Below are 23,607 nucleotides of genomic sequence, written 5' to 3'. Positions count from 1 at the left end.
GCCTCTGCGGGTTGACGGCGGAAAAAGCCCCCAGCGAAGCACTGGGGGCTTTGGCTGGAGTATGAGTTTCAGCGGCGAGAACTTGGGTTGGCTTCGCCTGTAAGCACCCTCCGTTTTGTTGCCTTCCAGCCTGGCCATCTTCGCGTCGTGTTCGCTTCCATCCTGGACGCCCGATGGATAATCTCATGTTGTTCAAATCTACACACAACCGGGCCTGCAGATAGACTCACTTAAAGGAGCGATCACATGAAACACTTCAGTCTGTTAATGACGGCGGTTCTGATCACCGGAACCACCACTTTCGGAGCGGATCTTTGGGGGCTTCAGCGAGGCACGCCGGAGATCAAGTCGGCGGGATCGCTTACATTTGGGCCGGACGACATTCTGTTTGTCGGCGATACCAAGTCGGCGGCGGTATTCGCGATCGCGACAGGCAACAAAGAAGGCGATGCGTCAAAGTGCAACATCAACGTCGACGATCTTGGTGCAAAGGTAAGTGATGTTGTCGGCGGTAAGGCGACCATCAATGACCTCGCCGTGAACCCTCGCACCGGCAACGTCTTCGCTTCCGTCACTGCTGACGGCAAACCCGCCATCGTGCAGATCGACGGAGCGGGCAAGATCACTGAACTTACCTTGAAGGACGTTCGGTTTTCCAAGGCGGAACTGGCGGACGCTCCGGAAGACAAAGAGGTGGGCGAAGGTCGACGACGACGCAACAACCGCACCGATGCGATTACGGACCTGGCATGGTATGAAGGCAAAGTCCTGATTTCCGGGCTGCGTACTGGCGAAGCAGCGTCCAGCGTGCGTGAGCTAAACTTTCCCTTCGCGGATGCGGACAAGGGCACCGGTGTTGAAATCTATCACGCGGCTCACGGCCGAACCGAAGACTACGCCGCCGTGCGAACCTTCGTGCCACTGAATATCGACGGCGAACCCAGCCTGCTGGCGGCCTATGTCTGCACGCCACTGGTCAAGATTCCGCTGAAGGAATTGAAGGATGCGGCTGACAAAATCAAAGGCACGACCGTCGCGGAACTGGGCAACCGCAATCGCCCGCTGGACATGATTAGCTACAAAAAGGGGAACGACGAATTCCTGCTGCTTAGCAACAGTGCTCGCGGCGTGATGAAAATCACCACGGCGGGACTTAGCCAAAACAAGGGCCTGACCGAAAAAGTCAGCGGCGGCGGAGCTGCGGGGCAAAGCTATGAAACGATCGAATCGATGCAGGGCGTCGTGCAGCTGGACAAGCTGAATGACGACCACGCGGTCGTGCTGCTGGACAAAGACGGCACGCTGAATTTGAAGACTGTAGCACTGCCCTAATTGGCGGCGATGACAGGCGATTAACTCGAAGTGACCAATGGGAGCTGAAAGCACTCATTGGTCATTTTTTATTTGCCATTCCGGCATTCCAGCCGGCAGGCATTTCCGGTTGCTGCCAGGCACTCATGCCGCCGTCGACAAATAACATCTGGCCGTGAATATGTTCGGCCGCATCGCTGAGCAAAAACACGGTCGTGCCGCCCACAACTTCCGGCCCCGGCACTTTTCCATTGGGCGTGTGCAGTTCCATCCACGCGCGCGCGTTCGGATCTTTCAGCCCAGGTTCGGTAAGCGGAGTTCTAAACAGCCCCGGGGCGATACCGTTCACGCGAATGCCGTGTGGCGCGAGGCTGACGGCGAGCGATCGCACCATCGATTCGATGGCGCCTTTGGATGTGTCGTAGGCCACGTGAGCGTCTTCGGCCAGACGCCCGTTGATGGATCCCGTGATGACGATTCGCCCTGCGACACCGTTCTGGATCCATCGGCGCGCGAAGTGTTGAACCAGGACGAACTGCGAATAGACGTTCAACTTCATGGTGCGATCGAATGTCGCGAAATCCATCTCCAGAAACGGCTTATCGATGTACGTGCCGGCGTTGCACACCAGCAGATCCACATCCGGAAACAGTTCGATCGTTTTTTCGGCCACATCCAACGCGCAGCCTGGCAAATCGGATGCCAGGTCGCCGGTGACAAGCGCCGCTTCCCCGGGACAAGCCGTCAAAGCGTCTTTGGCCGCGTCATCATCGTGCAAGCCGTGCAGGACTACGTTTGCTCCGGCGGCGCTGGCAGCGACTGCCATCTCACGACCGATCCCGAGCGTGCTGCCGGTGATGAAAGCGGTTTTGTTTTCCAGAGCGTTCATGTGAAGGTTTACCACGTCGATCTACTAATGGCTGTTGCTCAACTCACTAAGCCGCGTATCATAAACACACAGCTACCGACTGCCACTCAACGAAAAGCCGGAAACAACTTCAATGAAAATTCAACGCAGCATCGGCGTGGTCGTCGTCATGGTCCTGGTACCATTTTGGGCACCAGCGTTATGGGCTCAGAAGGCAGCCGACCAGGAAAATTCATCACCTGCCACTGCCGACGCGTCTGAAAATGAGAAAGTGGATCTGTCCGCGATGGCGCCGCTGCCGGAGGCTTTGAAAAAGCTGATGCAGTCTGGCGTTCCTTTAAATCCGCATCAGACAGTGGTGCTGGACAAAAAGAAGAATCGCGTTCTGCTGCACACCGAAGTCGCGTGTGAAGACTGTCCGCTGGAAATGTTGTGCTGTCTTGAACAGACAAAAGAACACGAATCGATTTTGTGGCTGCGGAGCAAAGCGTTTGTCGTCCATGCCGGCCTCTTGGCGCTCGGTATCGAACCTGGCAAACCCGCGACGTTCACTCCGGAATTCAAAGCATCGTCAGGGCCGACGATTAAGATCTTTGTTAACTGGATGGACGACGCTGGCAAACTTCAGCGTAAGAATGTGCAGGAATGGATGCGGCACACGGTGTCACGCTACTACTCTCAAAAGCTGGCCGCACCGCCGGCAGGCGTCAAAATTCCGTTGATGGAACTGCGATACGATCCTTACAACAAAGAAATTCTGTGGTTTGGCCACATGTCCGAAAAGCAGCGTGACAAGTTGCTGACATTGAACAAGGACGATGCGTACCAGGCCGCCATTCGCAGCTTCTATCGCGACAGCCAATCGCGGCCTATGGAAGCCGAATTCGTGTTCGCGGGCAGTTATCAGTACGTGCCGGAAGGCTTGACCCAAAAACTTTACGCGGCCGAAGGTGGTCAGTTGATCTGCGTGGCCAACTTCGCCAGTGCGATGATCGACGTGCGTGAAGCCAGTTCGGCCGATGATGGAGGCCAGTCCTACGAAGCATGGGCCGGTCGAGTGCCTGCTCGAGGTACGCCGGTTGTGGTTGAGCTGGTGCCCGAGATCAAGCCTGAGCCGAAAGTGGAGACAAAGCCGTAGTGGATCTCCAGGTTAATTTGAACCTGGCCGACCTAACGTTGTTGGGCGAGGCCGAAAGACGCCTGACGAACTTCAATCGGCTGCGCTTCATTGGCCGTTGGCGCGGCATAGGATTCGTTTGTCTCGTAAGAAGCCACTGTAGCCGAGTTCTGTGAGTTGCGGCGGGACCAGTTGGCAAGCACCGCTCCGCCTTCGCTTTCGTTGGACACGACATTTTGAGCGGTGACCTGACCGGTCACTCGGTCGTCGAGTCGCCACATGGCACCGGTGGCGACATCGGCCGCAATTCCGACAACGCCTCCAAGCACCAGGTTGCCCGCTGTCCACCAGTCCAGGCGAGCCTTCAGTCGATGTTGTTCAACACCATCGCGGCCCGCATACGTGACGTCATATTTTGCTGGCAGCAGCCATTTTCCTTTGGCGGGCAACGTCACCTGTTTGGGCGTGACGCCGGAATGGACAATTTGCTTTTTGTCGTCCTGCACCGTGAAGTATGTCGGACCACCCGTGTTGTCCATCGTCACTTCATATTTGCGTTCACTCATGATTGTCGCACAGCCCGTGACACTGGTGCATACCAAGATCATGAGCGAAGCACGTAGGGTGGCGTATCTGCAGGTCATCTGAAGTCTCAGCAGGGGCATGGCTGTTATTGGAGTAAGAATGCCCCAGTGTCGGTCACCCGTTTGCCGGCCTGCAAGATGAATCGCGGTCTGTTCCCTCCGTGGGTGAAAGCGCATCGACCGACACGAAACGATGTCCGGCAATTGCTGCAGGAAGGTCTGCGCCGCCGGAATTCTACACCGTTTTATTGCTTGGTGTTTCGCTGGTTTCCTTTTCGTCGTTAGACGTTTCACCGGACGACTTCGCGAAGTGTCGGTTGTCGCGAACCCAGTCTTCGCGCGTGTAGATCAGCGTGGACGTGTCCGTTTCCTGAACTTCAAGACGGTCCAGTCGAAAGCCCATTTCGGTGATTTCGCTAAACATGATCCACGCGAGGTTTTCCACACTTGTCGGGCCGTCAAAGACCTTCAGACGGAAATGTTCGCCCGTGCGTTTGGTGTGATCCAGCAGCGTTTGGTACAGCGGGTCGTTGCAGTTGATCAGCATTCCGTGGTCGAAGTTCGACTTCAGATACGGTTCGATCTTGTCATCAAAGTCGCCAAACAGCGTGCTGATGTCGCCTTCCCGTTCCACTTCGAAGTGAATTCGCAGGCCATAGCGGTGCCCATGAATGTTGCTGCACTTGTCCTGCAGCGTTTCGTTGCGGTGAGCCGCATAAAACTTGTACTCTTTGCGAATGATCATTGACGTTTCCTTTGCCTGACGTACCGTAGCACCTCACTTTAGCTGCCCCTGCCGTCGATACAATCGTTCAATTCGCCAAATCTTAGCGCCGTCACAAACGGATCTCCGCACGAGGCCGAAGTCTGCTGCAGTGATTTTCGATTCCGACCGATAGGTGGAAGTTGCCGTGTAAGCCTTGCCACCTGGCGTCGTACGGGAACCTGCTGTCCCAAATATCTTAACGCACGCCGCTCAAACAGACATTCAGCCTTCAAAATCCAACATGCTCACATCCGATCGAATGCGAATCGTCATGGCCGCTTCCGAAGCGGTCCCATTTTCCAAAACCGGTGGTCTCGCTGATGTCTCAACGGCATTGGCGAAGGCTTTGGATGCTCTCGGCCACGACGTCACCATCATCATTCCGGACTATCGCGAACTGCGTCTGAAACAGCAGGAGAAGCTGCCGACCGTCGCCGACACCGGCATGAGATTCTCGCTGTCGATGAATGGTCGCTACGTGAACGGCGGCGTCAACTGGACGATGTTGCCGGATACGTCCGTAAAGGTGCTGATGATTAGTCAGCCCTACTACTTCGACCGACCTCAGCTTTATATGGAAGCGGGCGAAGGATACCGCGACAGCTGCGAACGCTACTGCTTTTTCAGTCGAGCCGTTTTGGAAGTCTGTCAGCAGATGGTGCTGCGGCCGGACATCATTCATTGCAACGACTGGCAAACAGGACTGATTCCAGCCCTGTTGCACGCTCATCACGCGCGGCGTCCAGGATTCGAAAACGCGGCTTCGGTGATGACGCTGCATAACATGGCGTACCAGGGCCGCTTCTGGCACCTGGACATGCATCTAACGGCCATGGAGTGGCGCTATTTTAACATGCGTCAGATGGAAATGTTCGGTGATCTGAATCTGCTGAAAACCGGCATTGCTTTCGCCGACCAGGTGACGACTGTCAGCCCAACCTATGCCAAAGAAATCTGCTCACCGGAAGGCGGCGAAGGGCTGGACAGTCTGCTGACCTATCGCAACGGCGATCTGGTCGGCATTTTAAATGGCATCGACGACACGGTCTGGGACCCTTCTGCCGACCCGCATTTGCCCGCCCACTATTCCACTGCCGCGATCAAACCCGGCAAGGCAGAATGCAAGGCCGCGCTGCAAAAGCGAGTCGGGTTGCCGGACCGACCGAACGTGCCGCTGTTCGGAATGGTTTCGCGAATGTCCGATCAGAAGGGGTTAGACCTGCTGGCCGACTGCGCAGACCGTTTGCTGTTTCATGATATACAGATGGTCTTTCTCGGCACTGGCGACCCCCACTTTGAAAACTTCCTGCAGCACCTTGCCGAGCACAATCCTGGCAAAGTTGCGGCAGTTATTGGTTTTGATGACGGACTGGCTCATCAGATCGAAGCAGGCGTGGACTCTTTTCTGATGCCAAGCCGATTCGAACCATGCGGCTTAAACCAGATGTACAGTCTGCGGTATGGCACTCTACCGGTAGTGCGCCTGGTCGGCGGACTGGCCGATTCTGTGGTGGACGTTAATCCCGCCACCATTCAGGACAATACGGCCACCGGGTTTGTGTTCGAAGAATATTCGTCAACCGCTTTGGCGGAAGCCGTCGAACGAGCGGTCGAAGTTTATCGTCAGCCGGATGTGTGGCATCAGTTAATGATCAATGGCATGTCGATCGACTGGTCCTGGCACACCAGCGCAATGCGCTATGCCGACGTCTACCGTCAGGCCCTCGAACGTCGCCATGATCGCGCGAACGACGGGCGCGAGTAATCTGCGACAGTGGAAGGCAGAACCTGGCAGGCGGAAGGGAAGCCCTGTCGCGCCTTCTGCCTTCGCTTTCAGACCTTCACGAAAAAGCGATTGCGGTACATCCAGTAAGCGACCAGCCAGAAGACAGCGAACGTGGCCGTCGGCAGGACCATGGCTCCGATGTGATCGGTGTCTACCGCGTGGGGGCCAAATGCGGACTGCAGCACTCCGGCAAAGTGAGTCTTGACGACTTTATTTGTTGTCCAGCCGCGCAGCATCTGTCCCATCATGTACATGGCAATCGAATTCATGCCCACCACGACCAACGGAAACGCCAGCTTCTTCAGTGGCAGCACGTCGAACAGAACGTAGAAGCCAGCCAGCATCCACATTGTGTAACCGCCGCTGAACAGCACCCAACTCGGTGTCCAGATCCGCTTCACGATCGGGCAGACGGTGTGATGAGCGGCAATGCCTAGTACCAAACACAGCGCGCCGCCGATTAGCAGCCGCCGCAGTTTGTCGCCGTGTGATCGACGGGACAACATCAACTGCCCGCACAGAACGCCCAGCAACATCGTGGCGATAGACGGGACGAAGTTCAGGGTGAGGTACCCGCCGCCGTTGTGAGTGTACTTCTCCGGCGAAGAAAACCACCAACGGCGAATAGGCCCGGCTGATTCCTTCGTCAGTTCAGGGTCGACGCCGTCTTCCACCGGCATCCGAAGTTTGTTTAGAAACCAAACATCAAACGTGTGTCCGACGTTCGAATTCTTACTCCACGCCGCAAAACGCCCCGTGTAGATTTCGTCTCGTTCTTCCGAGACTTGCAGGCCCTCGTAATCAAAATCTTCCGGAGGCGGATTCATGACGAACAAACCCCAGTAGCCGACAAGAATCGCAGCGATGGTGGCCACCTGCACTGTCGTCGATCGTCCCAACAGCAGGTACGTAAAGAAATAGCCAAGGCCAATCTGAGCCAGCACGTTGGTGAAGATCCAATTCGTCTGGCCCTTGCTTAGTGAGTACAGAAAGACGCCCATCAGCACCAACACGATGGCTCGCCACAAGGCGTGTAGAGTCAGCCATTTTGAGGGGCTGCCCATCACCGCCCGCCGCGAGTAGGAAAACGGCATTGCGACGCCAACCATAAACATAAACGACGGCTGAATCATGTCCCAGAACGAAACGCCCATCCATCCGGTGATGCTTGACCAGTCTGGATGAGTGAAGTGGAATTTCAGCCGCTGAAACCAGTCATAATCCCAGTTGTTCCAGACCTCACTGTTCTCTGGCAGCGACGCAAATTTGGCGATGCCGAAGCCGTTTGCCGCCAGCATGATCATGATGAAGCCGCGATACGCGTCCAGCGAAACGAGTCGTCCTGGCGGTTTTAGTTTCCCGCTGTTGTCGGCCGACGATGGTGTTCCTGGCGGGGGTGAGGGCGGCACAACTTCTGGTGTCCGTTTCTGCAGCGCGTAGGTTTCACTCATCGGCCCTGGCTTTCGTCCGGCTGTTCGGTGTTGAAAATCCGGTCGCCAGCGTCGCCTAGGCCCGGCAGGATGAACTTGCGATCGTTCAATTCGCGATCGATCGCGCACGTGTAAATGGGGACGTCGGGAAACTGGGCCGTCACTTTTGCGATGCCTTCAGGTGCCGACAGAATTGTCATGAGACGGACGTCGCGAACGCCCCAGTCTCGCACGGTTTCGATGGCACTCACGGCCGATCCACCGGTGGCGAGCATGGGGTCCAGCACGATTGCTGTGTCGGTGGGCCTGTCGGGCGGAAGGTTGTCGTAGTAGCGAACAGGTTTCGCCGTTTCTTCGTCGCGGTACAGCCCCAGGTGCCAGACTTCGATGTCGGGAATTAACTCGGTCATCGGAGTCACCATTCCCAGACCGGCTCGCAAAATCGGAATCGCCGCAATCCGGCCGCTCAGTTCTTTGGCGGGAACCGTTTCCAGCGGCGTGGTGACAGTGCAGTCTTGCAGAGCCAGGTTTCTGGTGACTTCAGCTGCCAGCAGCGTCGCCAGCGCATTCACGTGCAGACGAAATTGAGCTGCCACGGTATCGACGGACCGTAGCCGTGAAAGATGATGTTCGGCCAGTGAGTGCTTCAGCACGTGGACGGTGGGCGACGATGGCGACATCTTGTTTCCGCTTCCTGATTTCGCGTCATCCAAAAGAATTCGAAGGTTGCCAGGCTCGACAGATTGGCTTCCTGCATATCGTGACTATGATGAAGCGTATCGTTGAATGCCAGGCATTGATTGTCTCGCGCCGTGTTTGGCAGAAATTTGTCGTCAGCAACTAAAAAAGCGAAGACGGCGACTGAGTCGCATGTAATGGTTGGCGGCTCAGTCGTCGTCGAGTCCGACCTGGCCTGGCGAAAATCGCGGCGACGAATCTTTGACACTGGCCAGCCGCGCTTGGGCCCTGCTTTCCTGAATCGCAGCTTTACACTTTTTACACGACAGGAATCCGCAGGTTCCGAACGGCATTAAGACAATGCGTTTTGCAATCATTGGAGATCATCCCGAGGCTGCGTTTCTGGCTGAGTCTGTGCACCGGTCGGCTCAGCACCAGCTTGTGGACTGCTGCGTCGACGGTGATCTCGCCGTGGCAATGACCAATCGGGGCATCCCGTTTACGCTCGCACCTTCGCACGATGACGCGATTCTGAATTCCAACGTGGATGTGGTCGTGGTGGCGATTCGCGACGTGGATTCTTCGGTGGCGATGGTGCGGCGAGCGTCGCAGGAAGACGTACATGTCGTGGCCGTGCCGCCCGATGACGTGTCGACAGCTTACAGTTTCGAATTGAACGTGCTGCTGGACGAAGGCAAGGTGGGTATCGTGGTACTGACCGGCCGCTGGTACGCGGTCCCCGGCTGGGAATCTCTGGCGCCTGCCGATGTCGAACGACTTCAGCAAATCCGCATGACGTTGCCAATGGCGGACGAAGCAAAACTTCAGTGGCGCAGGCAACTGCACGCGATTGATGCGGTTTGTGGCTCTGGCTTGGTGTTTAGTCGTGTCACCGGAATGGATTTGACCGGTGCCGATGAAAAAGTTCTGTCTCGTACGGTGACGTTAGCTGCGTCAGACGTTTCTGAAACGAAGGTGCCGCCGGCTACGATTACCTTCAATGACGAACAGTCGACCGATTACCAAATCAGGTTGGCAGATCCAAACGGCACCGAGACGCTGCTACCCGTCAGCCTGCCCGATCCGGCAACCGCAACGGATTTTGGTCGCAGCCAAACGATGTTGGATCAACTTGTCATTCAGTTGGCGGATAAGTCGGGCTGCCAGGTGGCGATGGAGCAGTTTTCGAACACACTGGAAATTTGTCAGGGGCTGGAAAAGTCCTTTCGTCGACGGCGGACGGTCGATGTGTACTTCGACGGCGTTTCGGAACGAGCTGTCTTCAAAACACAAATGACGGCCATCGGCTGCGGGGTGCTGACCTATGTCATTTTCGGGATGCTCACGTTTTTGGTGGTGGCTCAGGTGTTCAACCCGCCACCACTGCTGCTGCAGATAGGCCGAGCTGTCTGGATCGCGCCGGTGGTGATCTTCCTGTTGGCTCAACTGCTGCTTCCATTGACTCGAGATCGAGCGACCCGGCGTTCGGAAGGTGTCGAAGAAAACCACTGATGAACACGGACGGTCACGGATTTACGTCCCGCACAGCGCGAGCCTTTGTTCTGCGCTTATCTGTTTGCATTCATGTCCATCCGTGGTTGTAGAACCTGCGTCACGTTTTATTTTGTCACAAGATTCAAGCCATGAAATCACTCCCACATCGCGCCGCATTGGTTTTCTGTTTGTCGTTTGGCGTTGTTGCGTCTGCTCAGGAAGTGGTCCCACCGCTGACGTTCGACGAAGCGGAGGCGATGAACAGCATCACAGAAGGCCGCGTACTCAGCACCGTGTCGTTTTTGGCGAGCGACGAGATGGCGGGCCGCGACACGCCGTCCCGTGAGCTGACGATTGCTGAAAGTTACGTCGCGGCCAGATTTCGAGGTGCAGGGCTTGAGGGGCTTGGACCGGACGGCAGCTACTTTCAGGAAGCGAGTTTTCCGATGGTGCAGCCGCCAGCCACGGACGCCACTGTTCAGGTCGCAGGTTCTGATGACTCCACAAACCTGATCGTTCTGACTGGTCCCAAAGATCGCCTACAGTTAACGGGCGTGGTTCTGGCCGAACCGAAAGCGCTCGCAGCGGCGGATCCACGGATTGCCATCATCGATGAAGTGATCGTGCCGCCTCAGGCAATTCAGCAGCCGGCAAAGACAATGGCGCTGTTGGCTCGGCGGACACGGGCCCTGGAACAAAAGGGAGTTCAGGTCGTGCTGGTACGCTGTCAGCGAAACAGCATGCTGCGAGAACTGGCCGCAAAACTGCAGCAGACCCCGACGCCAAATCGAGCGGGGTTGATTCCGGATTGCAGCGTGTTGCTGGTTGCGGCGGATTCAGAACTGACGAATAAGACGGTCACCATTGACGTCGATGCCCAGATCGCAGACGACGCTGTGGTCCGGAATGTGGTCGGTGTGCTGCGTGGTTATCACGAAGAGCTGCGTAGTGAAGCCGTGCTGATATCGGCTCACCTGGATCACATTGGTCGACAGCAGACGGGCCCGGACAAAATCAATAACGGAGCTGATGACAACGCGACCGGCGTCACGACCGTGTTGAGTCTCGCCGATGCATTCGCAGCACTCGAATCCAAACCAAAGCGATCAGTGGTGTTTGTGACGTTCTGGGGAGAAGAAAAAGGGCTGCTCGGATCGAAACACTTCGTCGAACACCCACTTTGGCCACTGTCATCGATCGTTGCGAACATCAACATCGAGATGGTCGGTCGACCGGAAGCGGACGCTCGGCAAAAAGCGTGGATGACCGGGTGGAAGCATTCCAATCTCGGCGACGTGATGAATACCGGTTCGTCGCGTGTTGGCGTGGAAATTTTCAACCGAGAGGATGTCGGCGAAATGCTCTACACGCGAAGTGACAACCACCCGTTCGCTCAGAAGGGCGTGGTGGCTCACAGCATTTCTGCGGGCTCGCTGCACAGCGATTATCATCAGCCCAGCGACGAATGGCAGAAGCTGGACCTTCCGCACATGACGAAAGTCATTCAGGGCGTGTTCGCTGGTGCTCTGGTTGTGGCAAGTGGCGATGTTGAGGTCAAGAGAACGGAGAAGTAATTCGGCCAGCCTGGAAGGCTAAGCCACCTCGCGGTCTACTTGCTGAACAAACCGAACAGGCCGCCCTTTTTCTTTTCCGTGGATATGAATTCAGCCTGCTCGTCTTCGCTCATGTTTAAGCGGCGAGTCAGATCGGCGATGCTGCGTGTCAGACGCGCTTTTGGTGCGAAGCGAGACAGGGGAACTCCGTTGTTGCGGGAACCGACCATCGTGGCGTAGTCGTTCGGCAGCTGCCAGAACACTTCTCGCCCGATCGTTTCCAACGCTTTCGTCAGGCTTATATCGGTGTCTTCCAACCCCATCCGGTTGACGATGATTTCGACCTTCTTGTCCAGCCCCTCATGCAGGTCCAGAAACTGCATGACTCGCACAACATTTCGCAAACACGTGAGGTCAAGTTGTGCGACCAACAGAATTGTGTCGGACACTTCCATGGCCGACATGTCCAGCGGGCCGAAGGACTTGCTGACGTCGATAATCAGATGACTAAACGTTGCCTTCAACAGCGCCAGAATTCGGCGCAAGTCGTCGGGGCGAACCAGGTCCTGACCTTCGACTTCGACTGGTCGAGGCAGCAAAAATACGCCGCATTCGTGACGTGTTAATGATCGTTTCAGCAGACCGTAATCCAGTCGACTGATGTTTTCAGACACATCGCGGATGGTGTAATCGGGAATAATGTCCAGCCAGACATCGGCGTCGCCCAACGTGAGGTCGAGGTCGATGATGACAGGCGAATTTGTTGGATCCTGAGCCAGCGACGCAGCCAGATTGACGCTTAGTGATGTGCTTCCGACACCGCCGCCGACGCCGACAACGGTGATGATCTGACCGGCACTTCCATTACCGTCACCATCTGCACCGCCGGTCGAAACTCGAATACGGTCCAGCGCGGCAATGAAGTCGTCAAGCTGCAACGGCATGTTCAGGAATTCGCGAGCACCGTGCCGCATGACCTGCAGAATCAGGCTACCTTCCTGCGAACTGCTGATCACGAGCACAGCACACTGCGGGCTGGTGCGCGTGATTTCACCGATCACTTCGACAGATTTTTGAGGATTCGCATCCACGTTGACCAACGCGATGTCGGGCTGTGTCTGCTGAATCACATCCATGAAGAATTCGTACCGGGAGCATTCTGCTTCCAGCCACACGGTGTCGATTCCCAGCAACAGAGTCTTCAACTCATTTCGCGTATCCTCATTCGGATCCACGGTCGCAATTCTCAGGACACTCTTCATTATAGTTCTCGATTCTCAAAAACTGAGGTGCATCTTCTGGTCGGTGTATCGTCTGGTGAAGACCGGTCGCACTACCTCATTAGTGGCTTCAGCAGGCCTCGAAACCCGGTGGACTTCGCTTGCCCAACTGGTTCCTCAGTGCTTGCCCCTGTTGTGCTGGCTTCCGGCGTGATGGTTTGTGAGTATCCCACCAGAGAAGCTCCACCGGTTGTCGTTCGGCCGGACGTTGATCCGGACATCGCTGAGCTATTCTGCTTCACCTTGTCCGGGAAGATGCTCTCCGGTCGCTCCTGTTGCTGAGCCTGAGGCGATCGGATGCCTTCCTGCGGCGAAACATAGTTGCCGCTCCCTGCCGGATACTGCTGCGACTGTTGCTGCATCATCACTGGTGGTTCAGCGGTGCTGCCCTGAATCACCTGCGGCTGAATCAGCATTGGCTGACCGGTGCCGGACATGCAGTCCGTGCAACCGCCTCCGTTACCGCAACCCGCTCCGCCACATCGGCCAGAGCCGAAGCCCCATTGTCCGTGAGGGTGTTGGTCGCAATAGCCGTTCTTGCTGCATTCGGAGCAGTTGAACACGGCATCGCAGTCAGAGCCGGTGCGAGGTACTTCCAACAGGCCGTGCCAGATAAGTTCGTGGTCCGTTGGAGTAGCCGTAAACTTGCCAGGTCCGCCCGCTGGTACTTGTTCGGGTGACATCGGAGCTACGTATTCCGGTGTGACCAGGATGATGAGTTCCGTTTCTGATTCGTCGTATTGTTTGTTACTGAAGGCAGCTCCAATCCATGGCAGTTCACCAAAGAAGGGAAGCTTCGCCGTTGTGCCGCTTTCTCGCTTGGACACAAGTCCACCGATGACCAGCGTTTCGCCGAAGTTCATTTCCACCTGAGTGCTGACTCGACGTACTGTGAACGAAGGAATTGTGATGCCGTCCACGACCACTGCGTTCGCGAAGTCACGTTCCACAACCTGAGGTTCAATCTGCAGCCGCAAGCGGCCGTTGCCCAGAATGTGTGGCACGGCATTCAGGATGATTCCGAATGGCTTAAATTCGATCGCAGTGGTTCCCAAACCAGCAGGTACCAAAACCGGAGCTTCACCACCGTTGAGCAGTTGAGCAGGCTGGCCGTTGTGGGTTGTCACCATGGGTTCAGCATGAATCTTCAGCAGGCCTTCTGTTCGCAATGCAGAGACGAACGCCTGGAAGATGTTGTTTGGGTCCATAAACCCGAATGACAGTGACGATTTCGAGAAGCCGCTAAACGTTGCATTCGCCGAATTGCCTGTCACTGCAAGGTTGGTCACCGGAGTGATCGGGCCAGGCGTGCTAAGCAGGTAGCTGCTGTCGCCGACCAGGCCGAAGTTCATTCCAAACTGTCGCAGCTTGGAACGGTTCACTTCCATGATGACAGCCTTCAGCATGACCTGCTGGACGCCACCAATTCGCATGTGGTTCAGAACGTTCGGGTAGAACTGTTCAGCAATGCTGAAGATTTCGTTGATGTGCTCAGGCCGCGTGACCCAACCGCCGAGTAGCACGGCACCTTTGATTTCTTCCACCTTGATGGCATCGTTCGGATACAGCCGTCGAAGGTAGGATTCCAGGTGGCGTACGTCGCCCTTGACCAGCACTTCCACCTTCATGAACTGATCGAATTCGTCGATCAGCGTCACCGTGGTGATGCCTGTCTTGAGGGCGTAGACGGTAACCTGATCGGGATGCCCCTGGACGGGGTCGATCTGGATTACATCCGCGTCAAAGTCCAGCACCTTTTTGATTCTGGCGGAGTGCTGCAGAATCGTGGTGAACTTCTCGTAAATCGAGAGCGAATTGGGGCCGGGCTGGGTCTGGTACACCGGAGATGTTCCAGCGGTCTGCCCGTGGGCAACCAGAGAAGTGGAAATGCCAAGAAGCATCGCCAGAGTTGCCGTCTTCAGAAAGTGAGCCTGCATCCTTGCACTCCAAACGTATGGAAGTGAAGAGCGGGCCCGAGCAACAATGCTCGGGCACCGCATCCCCAACTCATAACGCGCTCCGCGCGAACCCGGTTTCTTTTCGGCCACCAGAAGCGGCCGCAAAGAAAGACTGTCTTAGAAAGATTCCGCCGAACGAAAATCGCCCCTGTGCTTCAGACATCCGTTGTCCGCCGCACCCAATCGCGTTTGCCGTGCCGTCCCAATCAGACGTCAGACAATTCGTCGGCTGAATACCACCCCATTTCATTTGCGACTAGTTGAACAGGTCGAGCAACCCTGTGGCCGCTTCTTCCAGTGTTTCCAGTCCGCTACCACCCTCATCGCCGCCTGCATCCCCGCCGAGGCCGGGAATTGGGGGCAGGTCGCCAATGCCCGGAACCTTAGGCGTTGCAGCCTTCGCTCCCGTTGTTGGCTTGTTCGTTTGTGAGCCGCCTCGTGTATCCAGCGGTTCATCCGAACTTGTATTTACTCGTTCAACTCGAACAGCACCGGCTTCGTGAATCGCCATTGTCCAGTACTGATCGCTGTCATCTAGTCCTGCAACCGGTCCGGAACCAGAAGGTCCGGTCAATTGCAGTTCTGCCTGCAGTTGATTCATGATGTTCTGAGAAGAATCTTCCGGCAGCACAAAGGCCGGTTGTTCACTGTTTCGAGTATCTCGTGAAGAAACCTGACTCAGGTCGCCTGGGTGTCCGCCACTCAGACTGTCCTCTGTCATTTCCGTCAGTCGAATCTTGTCTACGTCTTCACTGGACCGCAGGGCTGTTGAAATCGTGCCCTTCTTGCGAGCCAGTGTGATCTTCATCAATTGTTCTGTATCAACCAGAAGTGAAATGTTTCTGGCCTTGTCATTTTCGCCGCTGGCATCTGCACCGTAGACCTGGCTGTCGACAGCAAAGACTTCGATGTACTCCAACAGCGGAATGACTTTTTCTTTTTGAGTTCCCGTGCTTGGATCACGTTCCCGATACGACAGGAACAGGTCAATCCGGTTACCTGGCTGCAACATTCCACTGTGGTTTGTTGTCGAATCCACCGGGACAGTTGTCAGTCGCATTCCGTTGGGAATGTTACCGACGGCCCCGAATCCACCCTTGGCTGTTAAGTGAGCCGCGAGAATCCAATCGCCTGGATCGCGAGCCACCTTTGAGCCACGTTCTTTGATCTGTTCCGGATCGGTAACGCATCCTTCCGGACACGTCCCCACTTCTACTGTTTTCATCGTCGTGTTTTGGTCGTTCAGTTCTTCGCCCGGTTTAATGGAAACCGCAGCGACCAAAACCTGTACTTTTTCGACTTCATCTTTCTGATTGTGACTGGCAAGGTACTGCCGGACGGCCAACATGGTGACCAGCCCGCAGGCTCCTGCAACGATCAGAAGTACTACCGTATTATTTTTCATTGTCAGGAGACTCCCGCTCACCGCTGGATCGGCTGTCGCCTGCATACCCCGTCGACACTGTTTATGGTCGTCGGTTATCGCAGGGAAAGCACAATCGTCACGATCGAGCTATGCCCCATCAGCATCAACATCGGCAGAGAAGGAATCTTCGCTTCAATAATGCTGGCAGGTTTGCTTAACAAGTTTCGTCTTACTACCCATGTAGCAAGATCTGTTCGTACATAAAGACGTGTGTGGGGACACCCCCATAGGCTCTGTAGCACCGTCTAATCGCGGCATTTGCTTTGTGGCGCCCCACTTACTTGCGTCTGACGCAGTGTGGCGGGAGGCCGATGCTGCTGGCGAGCGAACGATTGGCTTCGGCCGTTTTTGCCGAACCGGCCCGATAGTAGCCTCGCCCCCACGTTTCTATTTCCCATTGGCCGTGGTGGCTGCGGCGGGTCGCCACAGCCACGTGTTGTTTCTGTAGACACCAGTGACCAACGGGAACGGCACCTTCCTGTCGGAGCGTTAGCTCCAACGCGCCGTCGACCGAAGTCGCTTACATCAGGTCGGCGAAGATGAACCAGCCGATGGTGCCGATGCAGATCGGAATTCCGTAAGGCAGCAGAAACATCGATGACTTACGTTCAGCGGCAATTTCTGACAGCTTGTAAGGATTCTTGATCACGGTCCATTCGCTAAGAATGGTCAGGAAGTTTTCATAGTGCTTCTTCCATGCACCGGTCCACGCAACCATGATGATAGCCATGATGGCACCAACCACAGTAGAAACGCAGAACGCATAGAAAGTCGTCTGCCAGCCTACCCAGGCACCGATGCCGGCCATCAGCTTGACGTCGCCTGCACCCATGCCGCCAACAGCGTACAGTGGCAGCAGACAAAGCAGGCCGCAGCACATACCCAGCATTCCGCCGCCAAGTCCCGCGAATCCGAACGCGTACGTGTTGTAGATCAGCCCTGAAAGGACCATCGGGAAGGTAATCCAGTTCGGAACCTTCAGTTCTTTACCATCAATCCATGCGGCCAGAATCAGGATGGCCGAAACCAGCTTGATGGGCCAGTTTTGAATGAGTAGTTCGTTCCAGTCCATTTTACTATGTCCTGTTTGTTTAAGCGTCGTGAGTTGTGTTATGAGTTAGAAGACCTGATGGTGACCTGCATAAAGGGACATGCAAACGCCTGCTTATCGGTCGGAACCGATGCGAGGCAGATCAGGCCGAAGGATTCAGGCTCGGCTGGATGGCAGCAGAAACTGAAACGTCAGCACAGTGATGGCCATCGCTACAAAGCCCGTGCTTTGCAACAGGTCTGAAATCGAAAGATCGATCCAGTAGGGCAACATGTGAGTAGCTTTCTTTTTGCCAGACGTGTGTCTGACGTTGAACTTCAGGTCGAATGTAACTTGCTCGTCGTGAGTCAGAATTTCAGAACGACCAGCGGGAGCGTTTCCGGGCGATAGCTCGAAAGTTCTGAGGCGTTGGCCTCGTGGCTGAGTCGGCAAAACCAGGTGCCGGGCCGCATTGGACCCAGCACAGGCTTTGCTTCTCCAGTTGGAACCCATCCGGCTGACAGATGCGTCATCCGATGAGTCCACCGGCTTATGTCAGGTAGTTACCGACAGTCTGGAACTTGCTGTTTGCAGCGCTACCGATGGTAGAAACAGCGGCAAGACAGACAACGATAATCAGAGCCAGCATGACTGCGTACTCAACTGCAGTCGGGCCATCTTCAGATACCAGGAACTTCTTTACGCTGTTAGCGAACTTCAACATCTCAATTACCCCCAAAGGAAATCAACGTGTGCGACAGCACGACCCCCCGTGCTGTCAAAAACGTGGCCTTTCCACAACATGTGGAAAGCCTTGAACAATCAGGCAGTCGACGCAATCTGAATCAGACTTACCTGCTCAAAGCTAGGTTGGGGTTTTTGCCGGTCAAGAAATTCGGGAAGAAAATACGGCAATCAGCAGGGGAGATTCTGACGGTTGCAACGATGCGGGCCGTTGGTGCCGATGTTTCAATCCACAAAGCAACGTTGAAACGTCCGCGACACGGTAGCATCATCTGCCTGGTGTACGGCGGCTTCGACCTGCTCCGTGATCCCCGGATAGAACCGCGCGGGAGCCATGGACTGGATGGCCAGACAGGCGTGAAGGGAATTGTCCCGAATTTTCTGCAACAGGAACTCAAGTCCATCGGGCTGTCTCGACAACCCGATGCTTACATAAAATGCTTCCACAAGCTCGGGCGAACATTTCGCGACAGCCGCAATTAATGCTTTCACCGCCGCCGGTTGATGGCTTTCTCCCAGCGCCGTTGCGGCTTCGATGGCCACGTCCGGATCACCGTCCAGATAGCCAGCGACAAAGTCGATGCTTTCCTGATTGGGTGAATGAAGCATTCCACGAAAGCACTCGCCCTGCACTTCCGGGGCCGGATCCCCCGTCAGCACCTTCATGCGCAAGAGTGGCACCGACGCTGGCGAATTCATCAGGCTAATGGCCCGAGCGGCGTGGGCTCGCGACTGTGGTTGAGAATCGTTGAGTAAATCAACCAACGCCAGCATTGTAGAAGCTGGCGACGCCACATGTGACCGAATCAGTCCGTGAGCACACAGGCCGCGAAGGTGAGCGGCCGAATCCGTTGGCGGGCCGCCTCCGCCCGGACCACGCCATTGCGGTTCGGCCTGCACATACTTCATGCCGCGCAAGTAGAAGTCCGGTTGGTCCACGTCACGATGCAGCATGGCTTCGACCAGCGGCACTTTGGCACGGCACGCTTTGTCCGTTTCGCCGTTGTTTGCGCAGAACCGGTCAAAAGCGTCGATCAGTGTTTGTTCCGGTGCGATAATTTCGCGATCGACAATTAGCCTCGCGGCCAGCTCAACCATTAGGTTGGAAGCATCGCCCAGGCCGGCCACGACAGCAGACGTCAGTTCATCAACAGAGTTCGTGTCCGCGGCCAATTGTTGCAGGACGGCCAATCTGTCTTCGACGCTGATCCGTTTCTTTTTTCCCACAGTGACAGTTCCGAATGGTACGGAAACAGGCCAGTCTGAACGCCATTCGCGTCGGAGTTGAGCTTACTTTTTCTTCGCGTCCAATCGTCGTTCCCGGAAGAACTGCTGCAGAAGTGCCTTGCTGTCATCCTGCATCACTCCGCCTAAAACGGCCGCCTGGTGGTTTAGCCGGATGTCGCCGGTAATCTGAAACAGCGTATCGCACGCCCCGCCTTTGGGATCCGTGGCTCCATACACCACAAATGGCAGTCGCGACTGCACGATGGCTCCGGCGCACATCGGGCACGGTTCCAAGGTGACGTATAAGGTGCAGTCCAGCAGTCGCCAGGAATTCAATGCTTCGGCCGCCTGAGTGATCGCGATCATTTCAGCATGAGCCGTCGGATCGTTCAGCGTTTCCCGCTGATTGTAGGCTTCGGCGATGACCCGTTCCTGACGCACAATGACTGCGCCGACCGGAACTTCTCCGTGGTCGTAAGCCGTGACGGCCTGATCAAGAGCTCGCTTCATCCAGACATCGTGTGGCTGCAGCGGGTTGAGCGGCATCATACCGGACATGAACGATTCTTTTGCTACGAGTTCTAAGCGTTCTTACGAGACGAAGCGTCTGAATCGTCGGCGCTGTGTTTCCTGTCCTGATCGGCGTCGTACTCATCCATAAGCACAGACGGGCACGTTTCTTCCTGTTCACACTGTTTACATACGACGCGAATCAGATCCGATCCGCTCAGCCGCAGCTGATGGGATTCGCACAGCTGGTACAATTCTTTCAGGTGACTGCAAACCATTTCAGTACTCCTTGTGTTGGAGCACTCAATGTAACGCGGAACGCCGTGCGGGACAAACGCAGCTGTGGGTTGCCTGGCGCATGTCTGTCCACGCGGGATGCGAGCACGCAGTATCTATTGTTCGTAGCCGCGAGTCGCTGCGTATTCTCGCAGGCGAGTTCGTGCGGCGTCCAGAATTCGCGACACGCGGGATTCGGAAAGCCCCATCACGTCGCCGACTTCCTTCAGCTTTAATTCTTCGTTGTAGTGCAACGCGACGGCCATCCGCATCTTGGGAGGAAGCTGTTCGATTCCATCCGCCAGTACGCGCTGCATCTCCTGCTTTTCAAGACTTGTGGCGTTGTCGTTGTCACCGATGTGCCCTCGAATACGTACCGAATCGTTCCACGAATCGGGCCGTGTCAGCCGAGAACTTTGAATGCATCGCGTGACTTCGCCAACCGACATCCCAGCGGCGGCCGCAAGGTCTTCGACGGAAACCGAACCTTCAAACTCCATACGCACCTGACGCAGGTAAGCGATCTTTTGCAGCATCTGTTGCGACAACGGACAGTTGCGCCGCAGTTCGTCCAGAATGGCGCCGCGAATTCGCTGATACGAAAACGACTTGAACTCCACGTTCCGCGACGGGTCGAACTGAGCGGCCGCTTCGATCAGCCCCAGCACGCCGGCAGATTCGAGGTTCTGAGCGTCCACTCGGCGGGGCAGCTGATTTAGCATTTTGGCCAGAATATGGTCGACGTAGCCAAGGTGGTCCATGATCAATCGATCACGATCCGCATTGGAAACGTCGGCAGGCGGCGGTCCGGCAGATTGTGTTTCCGTCGAATGTATGCGCGGTGAAACTGATGTAGCGGTCATATTATCATCATCTCAAACAGATGGATTCTGTTAGTGCCCCGTCGATGGTTCGACCAGACCGTCCGGTTTAATCGAGTTTGCCGATTCCTCCTGATCGTTACTGTTTCGCCTCCTGACCTAAACATGCCACAACTCGCGAGCAGCGATGAAGGATGTTGCACAACTAAGGGTTATTGCTTAGGTAGCAATTGCCTGTAGCTTTCCGCGATTCGACGCAACTTGTTCGCAGTCGGCAGTATTTTCCCCCGGGCGGCGCGAGCGTTTCCGGTCGGCGCTTCGTAGAATGCCCCCCTGTCCGGACCATTTTCTGGTTGCTGGACAACTCACTGCCGCATGTACAATGAAGAATGCCAAGTGCGGCAGACCGCAAAATTCAACCGCCCACCCGCCTCACCACGACGAAGGTTTCGCCTTCCCGGAGAACATCATGAAAACGTTGATAACATTCGCCTGCCTTGCGCTGCTGATCACCGCGTGTCCTGTATTCGGCGACGAAAAGGCCAAAAAGCCTGCAGAGGAGAAGTCTGCCGCCGTTAAGACGTCGCCCGTGAAGGTCCGCGACATCACGCTGCAGATTCCCGAGACATGGGAGACGTCACCCAACACCAATAGCCTGCGTCTGGCCACGTTTGCTGTGCCTGCGGCAGAAGGCGATTCTGAGCATGGCGAATTAACGGTCTTCAGTTTTGGCCAGGGCAGCGACGTGGGCTCAAACCTCACACGCTGGATCGGCCAGTTTTCCGCCGAAGGTCGCGAAGCCAAAGCCCTGAAAGGGAAAGCGGGCGACAACGATTACTACCTGGCCGACATCAGCGGAACCTACAACAAACCCGTCGGTCCACCCGTTCTGCAGAAGACGAAGGCTGCCGAGAACTATCGCATGATGGGCGTGATTTTGATTGTCAAAAACAGGGGCGTCTACTTCCTGAAGCTGGCTGGCCCGGACAAGACAATCAAAACTCAGGCGGATGCCTTCCGTAAATCATTCGGCGGCGATGCGAAGACGGAAAAGGAATTCGAGTTTTAGGCTGGTAGCCGATTGTCATCGCTGAGCAGCTTCATCAGAAAACCGGCGGTCGCAAGGCCGTCTGTGATGACGTCCTGCTGGCGGCCGGAATTCGGTGCGGCCACATCGACCAGCACGACTGTGTCGTCGCCAGGCCTGGCATGAGCCGTAACGTGGGACGCTGTGGTTCGCACGGAATGATTCATCCAGTCGGCCAGTTCAACGGCAGAGAGCACTCGTCCTCGCGGCGAACGAACGGTCAGGAAGCGATCGTCGTCGTCGATCGTCAACAGCGGCTGAACGATTCCGTCTGCGACCTCGCCGGTGCGGCGAATTGTTAGATTCAGCGACAACCGCTTTGTGATCCAGCGTAGCCGTTCGAGCGTCGCATCGCTGTCGGTTGCGAATTCCACCGGCAAACGACATTCACGTGGCCACCATCGCAGCAACCATGATCGATACAATGATTCGGTGTCCACTGCTGTCGACGTGCCGCTGATTCGGTGGGAACGAAAGACCCGTCTGGCGTGACTGCTGATGTGGGTGAGTTCCTGTGGTCGAGCGGCTTGCTGCTCGGTGCTGTCACTTTCCTGCCGTGTGCCGGATCGGATGCGGTTCAAAGTCTGCTGCACGGCACCGGAAAACGTGGCCACGTCTGATTCTTCGTCAGAATTCGACATAAAGCGGATTCCCACGCCAAAATCCTGCCACGGGATTGCGGTGGTCTGCCCGTCTGCCAGGAATACGTCCAACCCCGTTTCGGACGGCGCTGCACCGGCTCCGGTCACCATAATCGCCCCGAACGCGCGGCGATGTTGACGGCACACGTTCAACAATGCGGCTGCGGACGTTTGCCCGGCGTCTAAAACGGGGCAACCGTTCTGCCGCACCGCTGACACGACGCCGGCAAAAAGATCCGGGGTGCCGCGGCTGCCATCGAAGCCCACGGCAATTGTTGTCGCTGGCGGTGAACGAACAACCGGCGTAGCTTCGTCAGCACTTGCTGGCTTTGCGTTGTCCGCGACTTCCGTTCGGCGTTGATCGACCGCTGAATGCAGGTTTGTTAGGTGTGTGGACAGGATGGCGGCCAATTGACCGGCCTTGAAGCGGTCGATGGCATTTAAATAAGCACCTCGCACACCATATTCCGTGCGACGGATCGCTGGCCGCGGCGCTGCCGTTTCGTTTCTCCATCGGCACTCAGCGCAGCCCGGCCAACCGGACGCCAAACGCCCCAAATGCACGGCGGACGAGACCGGGCTGGTTTCTCCCGGACAGACAAATCGCGACGTATCGACGATTGTCAGCAGGTCATCGTCGTATTGAACGGGCATAAAACCGGGATAAACAGGGAAAAAGTCGAAACGCAGACTGACGGCCAGCCGGCAGAAAACCGAGGCGTCTGGCAGCATTTTGCCGGAACACGCACTCACCAGCCAGATCAGAATCGGCCTACAGCGAATCTCGCTGACTTGTGGCCGCGCAGCAAGCTTTTTGAACTATGAGGGCTGTTCCCCACGAGCCCAAACCATCCACAACAAAAGAGAAACTGATCTAAGACGCAGCAAATTCGGCGGATTCAACTTCCCATTGCCACGATCTGCGGAATCTGCCAGACTTCGCAGCACACGGCACCAGCCTGCGGGGGTTGAGTGTTCTGACGTGTGGTTGCTTCGCGCGAAACGCATGCGGTGCAGCGT

The 23,607-nt window shown here is 56.1% G+C and carries 22 protein-coding genes; 6 read left to right on the top strand and 16 right to left on the bottom strand.

Annotation, left to right across the window (positions count from 1 at the left end; translation table 11 throughout):
- The first annotated feature begins 246 nt into the window (after positions 1 to 246).
- Positions 247 to 1,332: a hypothetical protein gene (locus Fuma_RS17285; protein WP_077025224.1), complete on the top strand. Its 1,086-nt coding sequence runs from the start codon at positions 247 to 249 to the stop codon at positions 1,330 to 1,332.
- A gap of 61 nt (positions 1,333 to 1,393) precedes the next feature.
- Here Fuma_RS17285 and Fuma_RS17280 read toward each other — a convergent pair whose 3' ends face one another.
- On the bottom strand, positions 1,394 to 2,200 hold the full coding sequence (locus Fuma_RS17280) for an SDR family NAD(P)-dependent oxidoreductase (RefSeq protein ID WP_077025223.1): 807 nt from the start codon (positions 2,198 to 2,200) through the stop codon (positions 1,394 to 1,396).
- Positions 2,201 to 2,312: 112 nt separating this feature from the next.
- Between Fuma_RS17280 and Fuma_RS17275 the strand changes: the two genes are divergently transcribed.
- Positions 2,313 to 3,317, top strand: coding sequence for a YdjY domain-containing protein (locus tag Fuma_RS17275; protein WP_083732123.1), 1,005 nt, complete (start codon positions 2,313 to 2,315; stop codon positions 3,315 to 3,317).
- Between the two features lie 32 nt (positions 3,318 to 3,349).
- Here Fuma_RS17275 and Fuma_RS17270 read toward each other — a convergent pair whose 3' ends face one another.
- Both Fuma_RS17270 and Fuma_RS17265 read right to left on the bottom strand, forming a co-directional pair.
- Complete coding sequence (locus Fuma_RS17270) at positions 3,350 to 3,862, bottom strand: hypothetical protein (protein ID WP_145944230.1); 513 nt, start codon at positions 3,860 to 3,862, stop codon at positions 3,350 to 3,352.
- A gap of 253 nt (positions 3,863 to 4,115) precedes the next feature.
- Positions 4,116 to 4,625 carry a 6-pyruvoyl trahydropterin synthase family protein gene (locus Fuma_RS17265; RefSeq protein WP_077025221.1) on the bottom strand — a complete coding sequence of 170 codons (510 nt, stop codon included), beginning with the start codon at positions 4,623 to 4,625 and terminating at the stop codon, positions 4,116 to 4,118.
- A gap of 262 nt (positions 4,626 to 4,887) precedes the next feature.
- On the opposite strand from Fuma_RS17265, the gene glgA reads away from it, so the two are divergent.
- The gene (gene glgA / locus Fuma_RS17260; protein WP_229360680.1) at positions 4,888 to 6,411 is read left to right on the top strand and encodes a glycogen synthase GlgA; all 1,524 of its coding nucleotides are present in this window, start codon (positions 4,888 to 4,890) and stop codon (positions 6,409 to 6,411) included.
- A 68-nt stretch (positions 6,412 to 6,479) separates the two neighbouring features.
- On the opposite strand, the gene Fuma_RS17255 is transcribed toward glgA, so the two are convergent.
- Entirely contained in the window at positions 6,480 to 7,883 is a 1,404-nt protein-coding gene (locus Fuma_RS17255) for an acyltransferase family protein (protein WP_083732122.1), read from the bottom strand.
- A complete protein-coding gene (upp, locus tag Fuma_RS17250; RefSeq protein WP_077025220.1) occupies positions 7,880 to 8,542 on the bottom strand; it encodes a uracil phosphoribosyltransferase in 663 nt (220 codons plus the stop codon). Before upp ends, Fuma_RS17255 begins: the two co-directional genes overlap by 4 nt.
- A 358-nt stretch (positions 8,543 to 8,900) precedes the next feature.
- Here upp and Fuma_RS17240 point away from each other — a divergent pair, with 358 nt between their 5' ends.
- Together Fuma_RS17240 and Fuma_RS17235 are read left to right on the top strand one after the other, a co-directional pair.
- Positions 8,901 to 10,052 (top strand): hypothetical protein, encoded by a 1,152-nt coding sequence (locus tag Fuma_RS17240; RefSeq protein ID WP_077025218.1) that lies wholly within the window; start codon positions 8,901 to 8,903, stop codon positions 10,050 to 10,052.
- A gap of 131 nt (positions 10,053 to 10,183) precedes the next feature.
- A complete protein-coding gene (locus Fuma_RS17235) occupies positions 10,184 to 11,608 on the top strand; it encodes a M28 family peptidase (protein WP_083732121.1) in 1,425 nt (474 codons plus the stop codon).
- A gap of 35 nt (positions 11,609 to 11,643) precedes the next feature.
- Here Fuma_RS17235 and Fuma_RS17230 read toward each other — a convergent pair whose 3' ends face one another.
- From Fuma_RS17230 to Fuma_RS17185, 10 genes are all read right to left on the bottom strand, one after another.
- Positions 11,644 to 12,849, bottom strand: coding sequence for a CpaE/TadZ family protein (locus Fuma_RS17230; protein ID WP_077025216.1), 1,206 nt, complete (start codon positions 12,847 to 12,849; stop codon positions 11,644 to 11,646).
- A gap of 71 nt (positions 12,850 to 12,920) precedes the next feature.
- Complete coding sequence (locus Fuma_RS17225) at positions 12,921 to 14,804, bottom strand: type II and III secretion system protein family protein (protein ID WP_077025215.1); 1,884 nt, start codon at positions 14,802 to 14,804, stop codon at positions 12,921 to 12,923.
- A gap of 277 nt (positions 14,805 to 15,081) precedes the next feature.
- The gene (gene cpaB / locus Fuma_RS17220; protein ID WP_077025214.1) at positions 15,082 to 16,230 is read right to left on the bottom strand and encodes a Flp pilus assembly protein CpaB; all 1,149 of its coding nucleotides are present in this window, start codon (positions 16,228 to 16,230) and stop codon (positions 15,082 to 15,084) included.
- A 541-nt stretch (positions 16,231 to 16,771) separates the two neighbouring features.
- Positions 16,772 to 17,323 (bottom strand): A24 family peptidase, encoded by a 552-nt coding sequence (locus tag Fuma_RS17215; RefSeq protein ID WP_077025213.1) that lies wholly within the window; start codon positions 17,321 to 17,323, stop codon positions 16,772 to 16,774.
- A gap of 135 nt (positions 17,324 to 17,458) precedes the next feature.
- The gene (locus tag Fuma_RS17210; protein ID WP_145944228.1) at positions 17,459 to 17,827 is read right to left on the bottom strand and encodes a hypothetical protein; all 369 of its coding nucleotides are present in this window, start codon (positions 17,825 to 17,827) and stop codon (positions 17,459 to 17,461) included.
- A gap of 4 nt (positions 17,828 to 17,831) precedes the next feature.
- The gene (locus Fuma_RS17205; protein ID WP_077023007.1) at positions 17,832 to 18,005 is read right to left on the bottom strand and encodes a Flp family type IVb pilin; all 174 of its coding nucleotides are present in this window, start codon (positions 18,003 to 18,005) and stop codon (positions 17,832 to 17,834) included.
- Between the two features lie 245 nt (positions 18,006 to 18,250).
- Positions 18,251 to 19,252, bottom strand: coding sequence for a HEAT repeat domain-containing protein (locus Fuma_RS17200; protein ID WP_077025211.1), 1,002 nt, complete (start codon positions 19,250 to 19,252; stop codon positions 18,251 to 18,253).
- 63 nt (positions 19,253 to 19,315) lie between these two features.
- Positions 19,316 to 19,810 carry a tRNA adenosine(34) deaminase TadA gene (tadA, locus tag Fuma_RS17195; RefSeq protein ID WP_229360679.1) on the bottom strand — a complete coding sequence of 165 codons (495 nt, stop codon included), beginning with the start codon at positions 19,808 to 19,810 and terminating at the stop codon, positions 19,316 to 19,318.
- Positions 19,811 to 19,833: 23 nt separating this feature from the next.
- The gene (locus Fuma_RS17190; RefSeq protein WP_077025210.1) at positions 19,834 to 20,040 is read right to left on the bottom strand and encodes a hypothetical protein; all 207 of its coding nucleotides are present in this window, start codon (positions 20,038 to 20,040) and stop codon (positions 19,834 to 19,836) included.
- A 114-nt stretch (positions 20,041 to 20,154) separates the two neighbouring features.
- Positions 20,155 to 20,901: a sigma-70 family RNA polymerase sigma factor gene (locus tag Fuma_RS17185; protein ID WP_077025209.1), complete on the bottom strand. Its 747-nt coding sequence runs from the start codon at positions 20,899 to 20,901 to the stop codon at positions 20,155 to 20,157.
- Positions 20,902 to 21,328: 427 nt separating this feature from the next.
- Here Fuma_RS17185 and Fuma_RS17180 point away from each other — a divergent pair, with 427 nt between their 5' ends.
- Positions 21,329 to 21,928 carry a hypothetical protein gene (locus Fuma_RS17180; RefSeq protein WP_145944227.1) on the top strand — a complete coding sequence of 200 codons (600 nt, stop codon included), beginning with the start codon at positions 21,329 to 21,331 and terminating at the stop codon, positions 21,926 to 21,928.
- Here Fuma_RS17180 and Fuma_RS17175 read toward each other — a convergent pair.
- Positions 21,925 to 23,241, bottom strand: a complete 1,317-nt coding sequence (locus Fuma_RS17175) for a hypothetical protein (protein WP_158521043.1) — start codon at positions 23,239 to 23,241, stop codon at positions 21,925 to 21,927. The two genes, Fuma_RS17180 and Fuma_RS17175, sit on opposite strands and share 4 nt — an antisense overlap.
- Positions 23,242 to 23,607: the final 366 nt, after the last annotated feature.

The sequence above is a fragment of the Fuerstiella marisgermanici genome, from assembly GCF_001983935.1.
GTDB lineage: Bacteria > Planctomycetota > Planctomycetia > Planctomycetales > Planctomycetaceae > Fuerstiella > Fuerstiella marisgermanici.
This window is presented reverse-complemented; position numbering and strand designations above follow the sequence as displayed.

Bases quoted from the DNA above. Each gene is read 5' to 3' on its own strand.
- Fuma_RS17285 (WP_077025224.1), top strand. From the start codon at position 247: ATGAAACACTTCAGTCTGTTAATGACGGCGGTTCTGATCACCGGAACC.
- Fuma_RS17280 (WP_077025223.1), bottom strand. From the start codon at position 2,200: ATGAACGCTCTGGAAAACAAAACCGCTTTCATCACCGGCAGCACGCTC.
- Fuma_RS17275 (WP_083732123.1), top strand. From the start codon at position 2,313: ATGAAAATTCAACGCAGCATCGGCGTGGTCGTCGTCATGGTCCTGGTA.
- Fuma_RS17270 (WP_145944230.1), bottom strand. From the start codon at position 3,862: ATGAGTGAACGCAAATATGAAGTGACGATGGACAACACGGGTGGTCCG.
- Fuma_RS17265 (WP_077025221.1), bottom strand. From the start codon at position 4,625: ATGATCATTCGCAAAGAGTACAAGTTTTATGCGGCTCACCGCAACGAA.
- glgA (WP_229360680.1), top strand. From the start codon at position 4,888: ATGCTCACATCCGATCGAATGCGAATCGTCATGGCCGCTTCCGAAGCG.
- Fuma_RS17255 (WP_083732122.1), bottom strand. From the start codon at position 7,883: ATGAGTGAAACCTACGCGCTGCAGAAACGGACACCAGAAGTTGTGCCG.
- upp (WP_077025220.1), bottom strand. From the start codon at position 8,542: ATGTCGCCATCGTCGCCCACCGTCCACGTGCTGAAGCACTCACTGGCC.
- Fuma_RS17240 (WP_077025218.1), top strand. From the start codon at position 8,901: ATGCGTTTTGCAATCATTGGAGATCATCCCGAGGCTGCGTTTCTGGCT.
- Fuma_RS17235 (WP_083732121.1), top strand. From the start codon at position 10,184: ATGAAATCACTCCCACATCGCGCCGCATTGGTTTTCTGTTTGTCGTTT.
- Fuma_RS17230 (WP_077025216.1), bottom strand. From the start codon at position 12,849: ATGAAGAGTGTCCTGAGAATTGCGACCGTGGATCCGAATGAGGATACG.
- Fuma_RS17225 (WP_077025215.1), bottom strand. From the start codon at position 14,804: ATGCAGGCTCACTTTCTGAAGACGGCAACTCTGGCGATGCTTCTTGGC.
- cpaB (WP_077025214.1), bottom strand. From the start codon at position 16,230: ATGAAAAATAATACGGTAGTACTTCTGATCGTTGCAGGAGCCTGCGGG.
- Fuma_RS17215 (WP_077025213.1), bottom strand. From the start codon at position 17,323: ATGGACTGGAACGAACTACTCATTCAAAACTGGCCCATCAAGCTGGTT.
- Fuma_RS17205 (WP_077023007.1), bottom strand. From the start codon at position 18,005: ATGTTGAAGTTCGCTAACAGCGTAAAGAAGTTCCTGGTATCTGAAGAT.
- tadA (WP_229360679.1), bottom strand. From the start codon at position 19,810: ATGTCCGGTATGATGCCGCTCAACCCGCTGCAGCCACACGATGTCTGG.
- Fuma_RS17190 (WP_077025210.1), bottom strand. From the start codon at position 20,040: ATGGTTTGCAGTCACCTGAAAGAATTGTACCAGCTGTGCGAATCCCAT.
- Fuma_RS17185 (WP_077025209.1), bottom strand. From the start codon at position 20,901: ATGACCGCTACATCAGTTTCACCGCGCATACATTCGACGGAAACACAA.
- Fuma_RS17180 (WP_145944227.1), top strand. From the start codon at position 21,329: ATGAAAACGTTGATAACATTCGCCTGCCTTGCGCTGCTGATCACCGCG.
- Fuma_RS17175 (WP_158521043.1), bottom strand. From the start codon at position 23,241: ATGCCCGTTCAATACGACGATGACCTGCTGACAATCGTCGATACGTCG.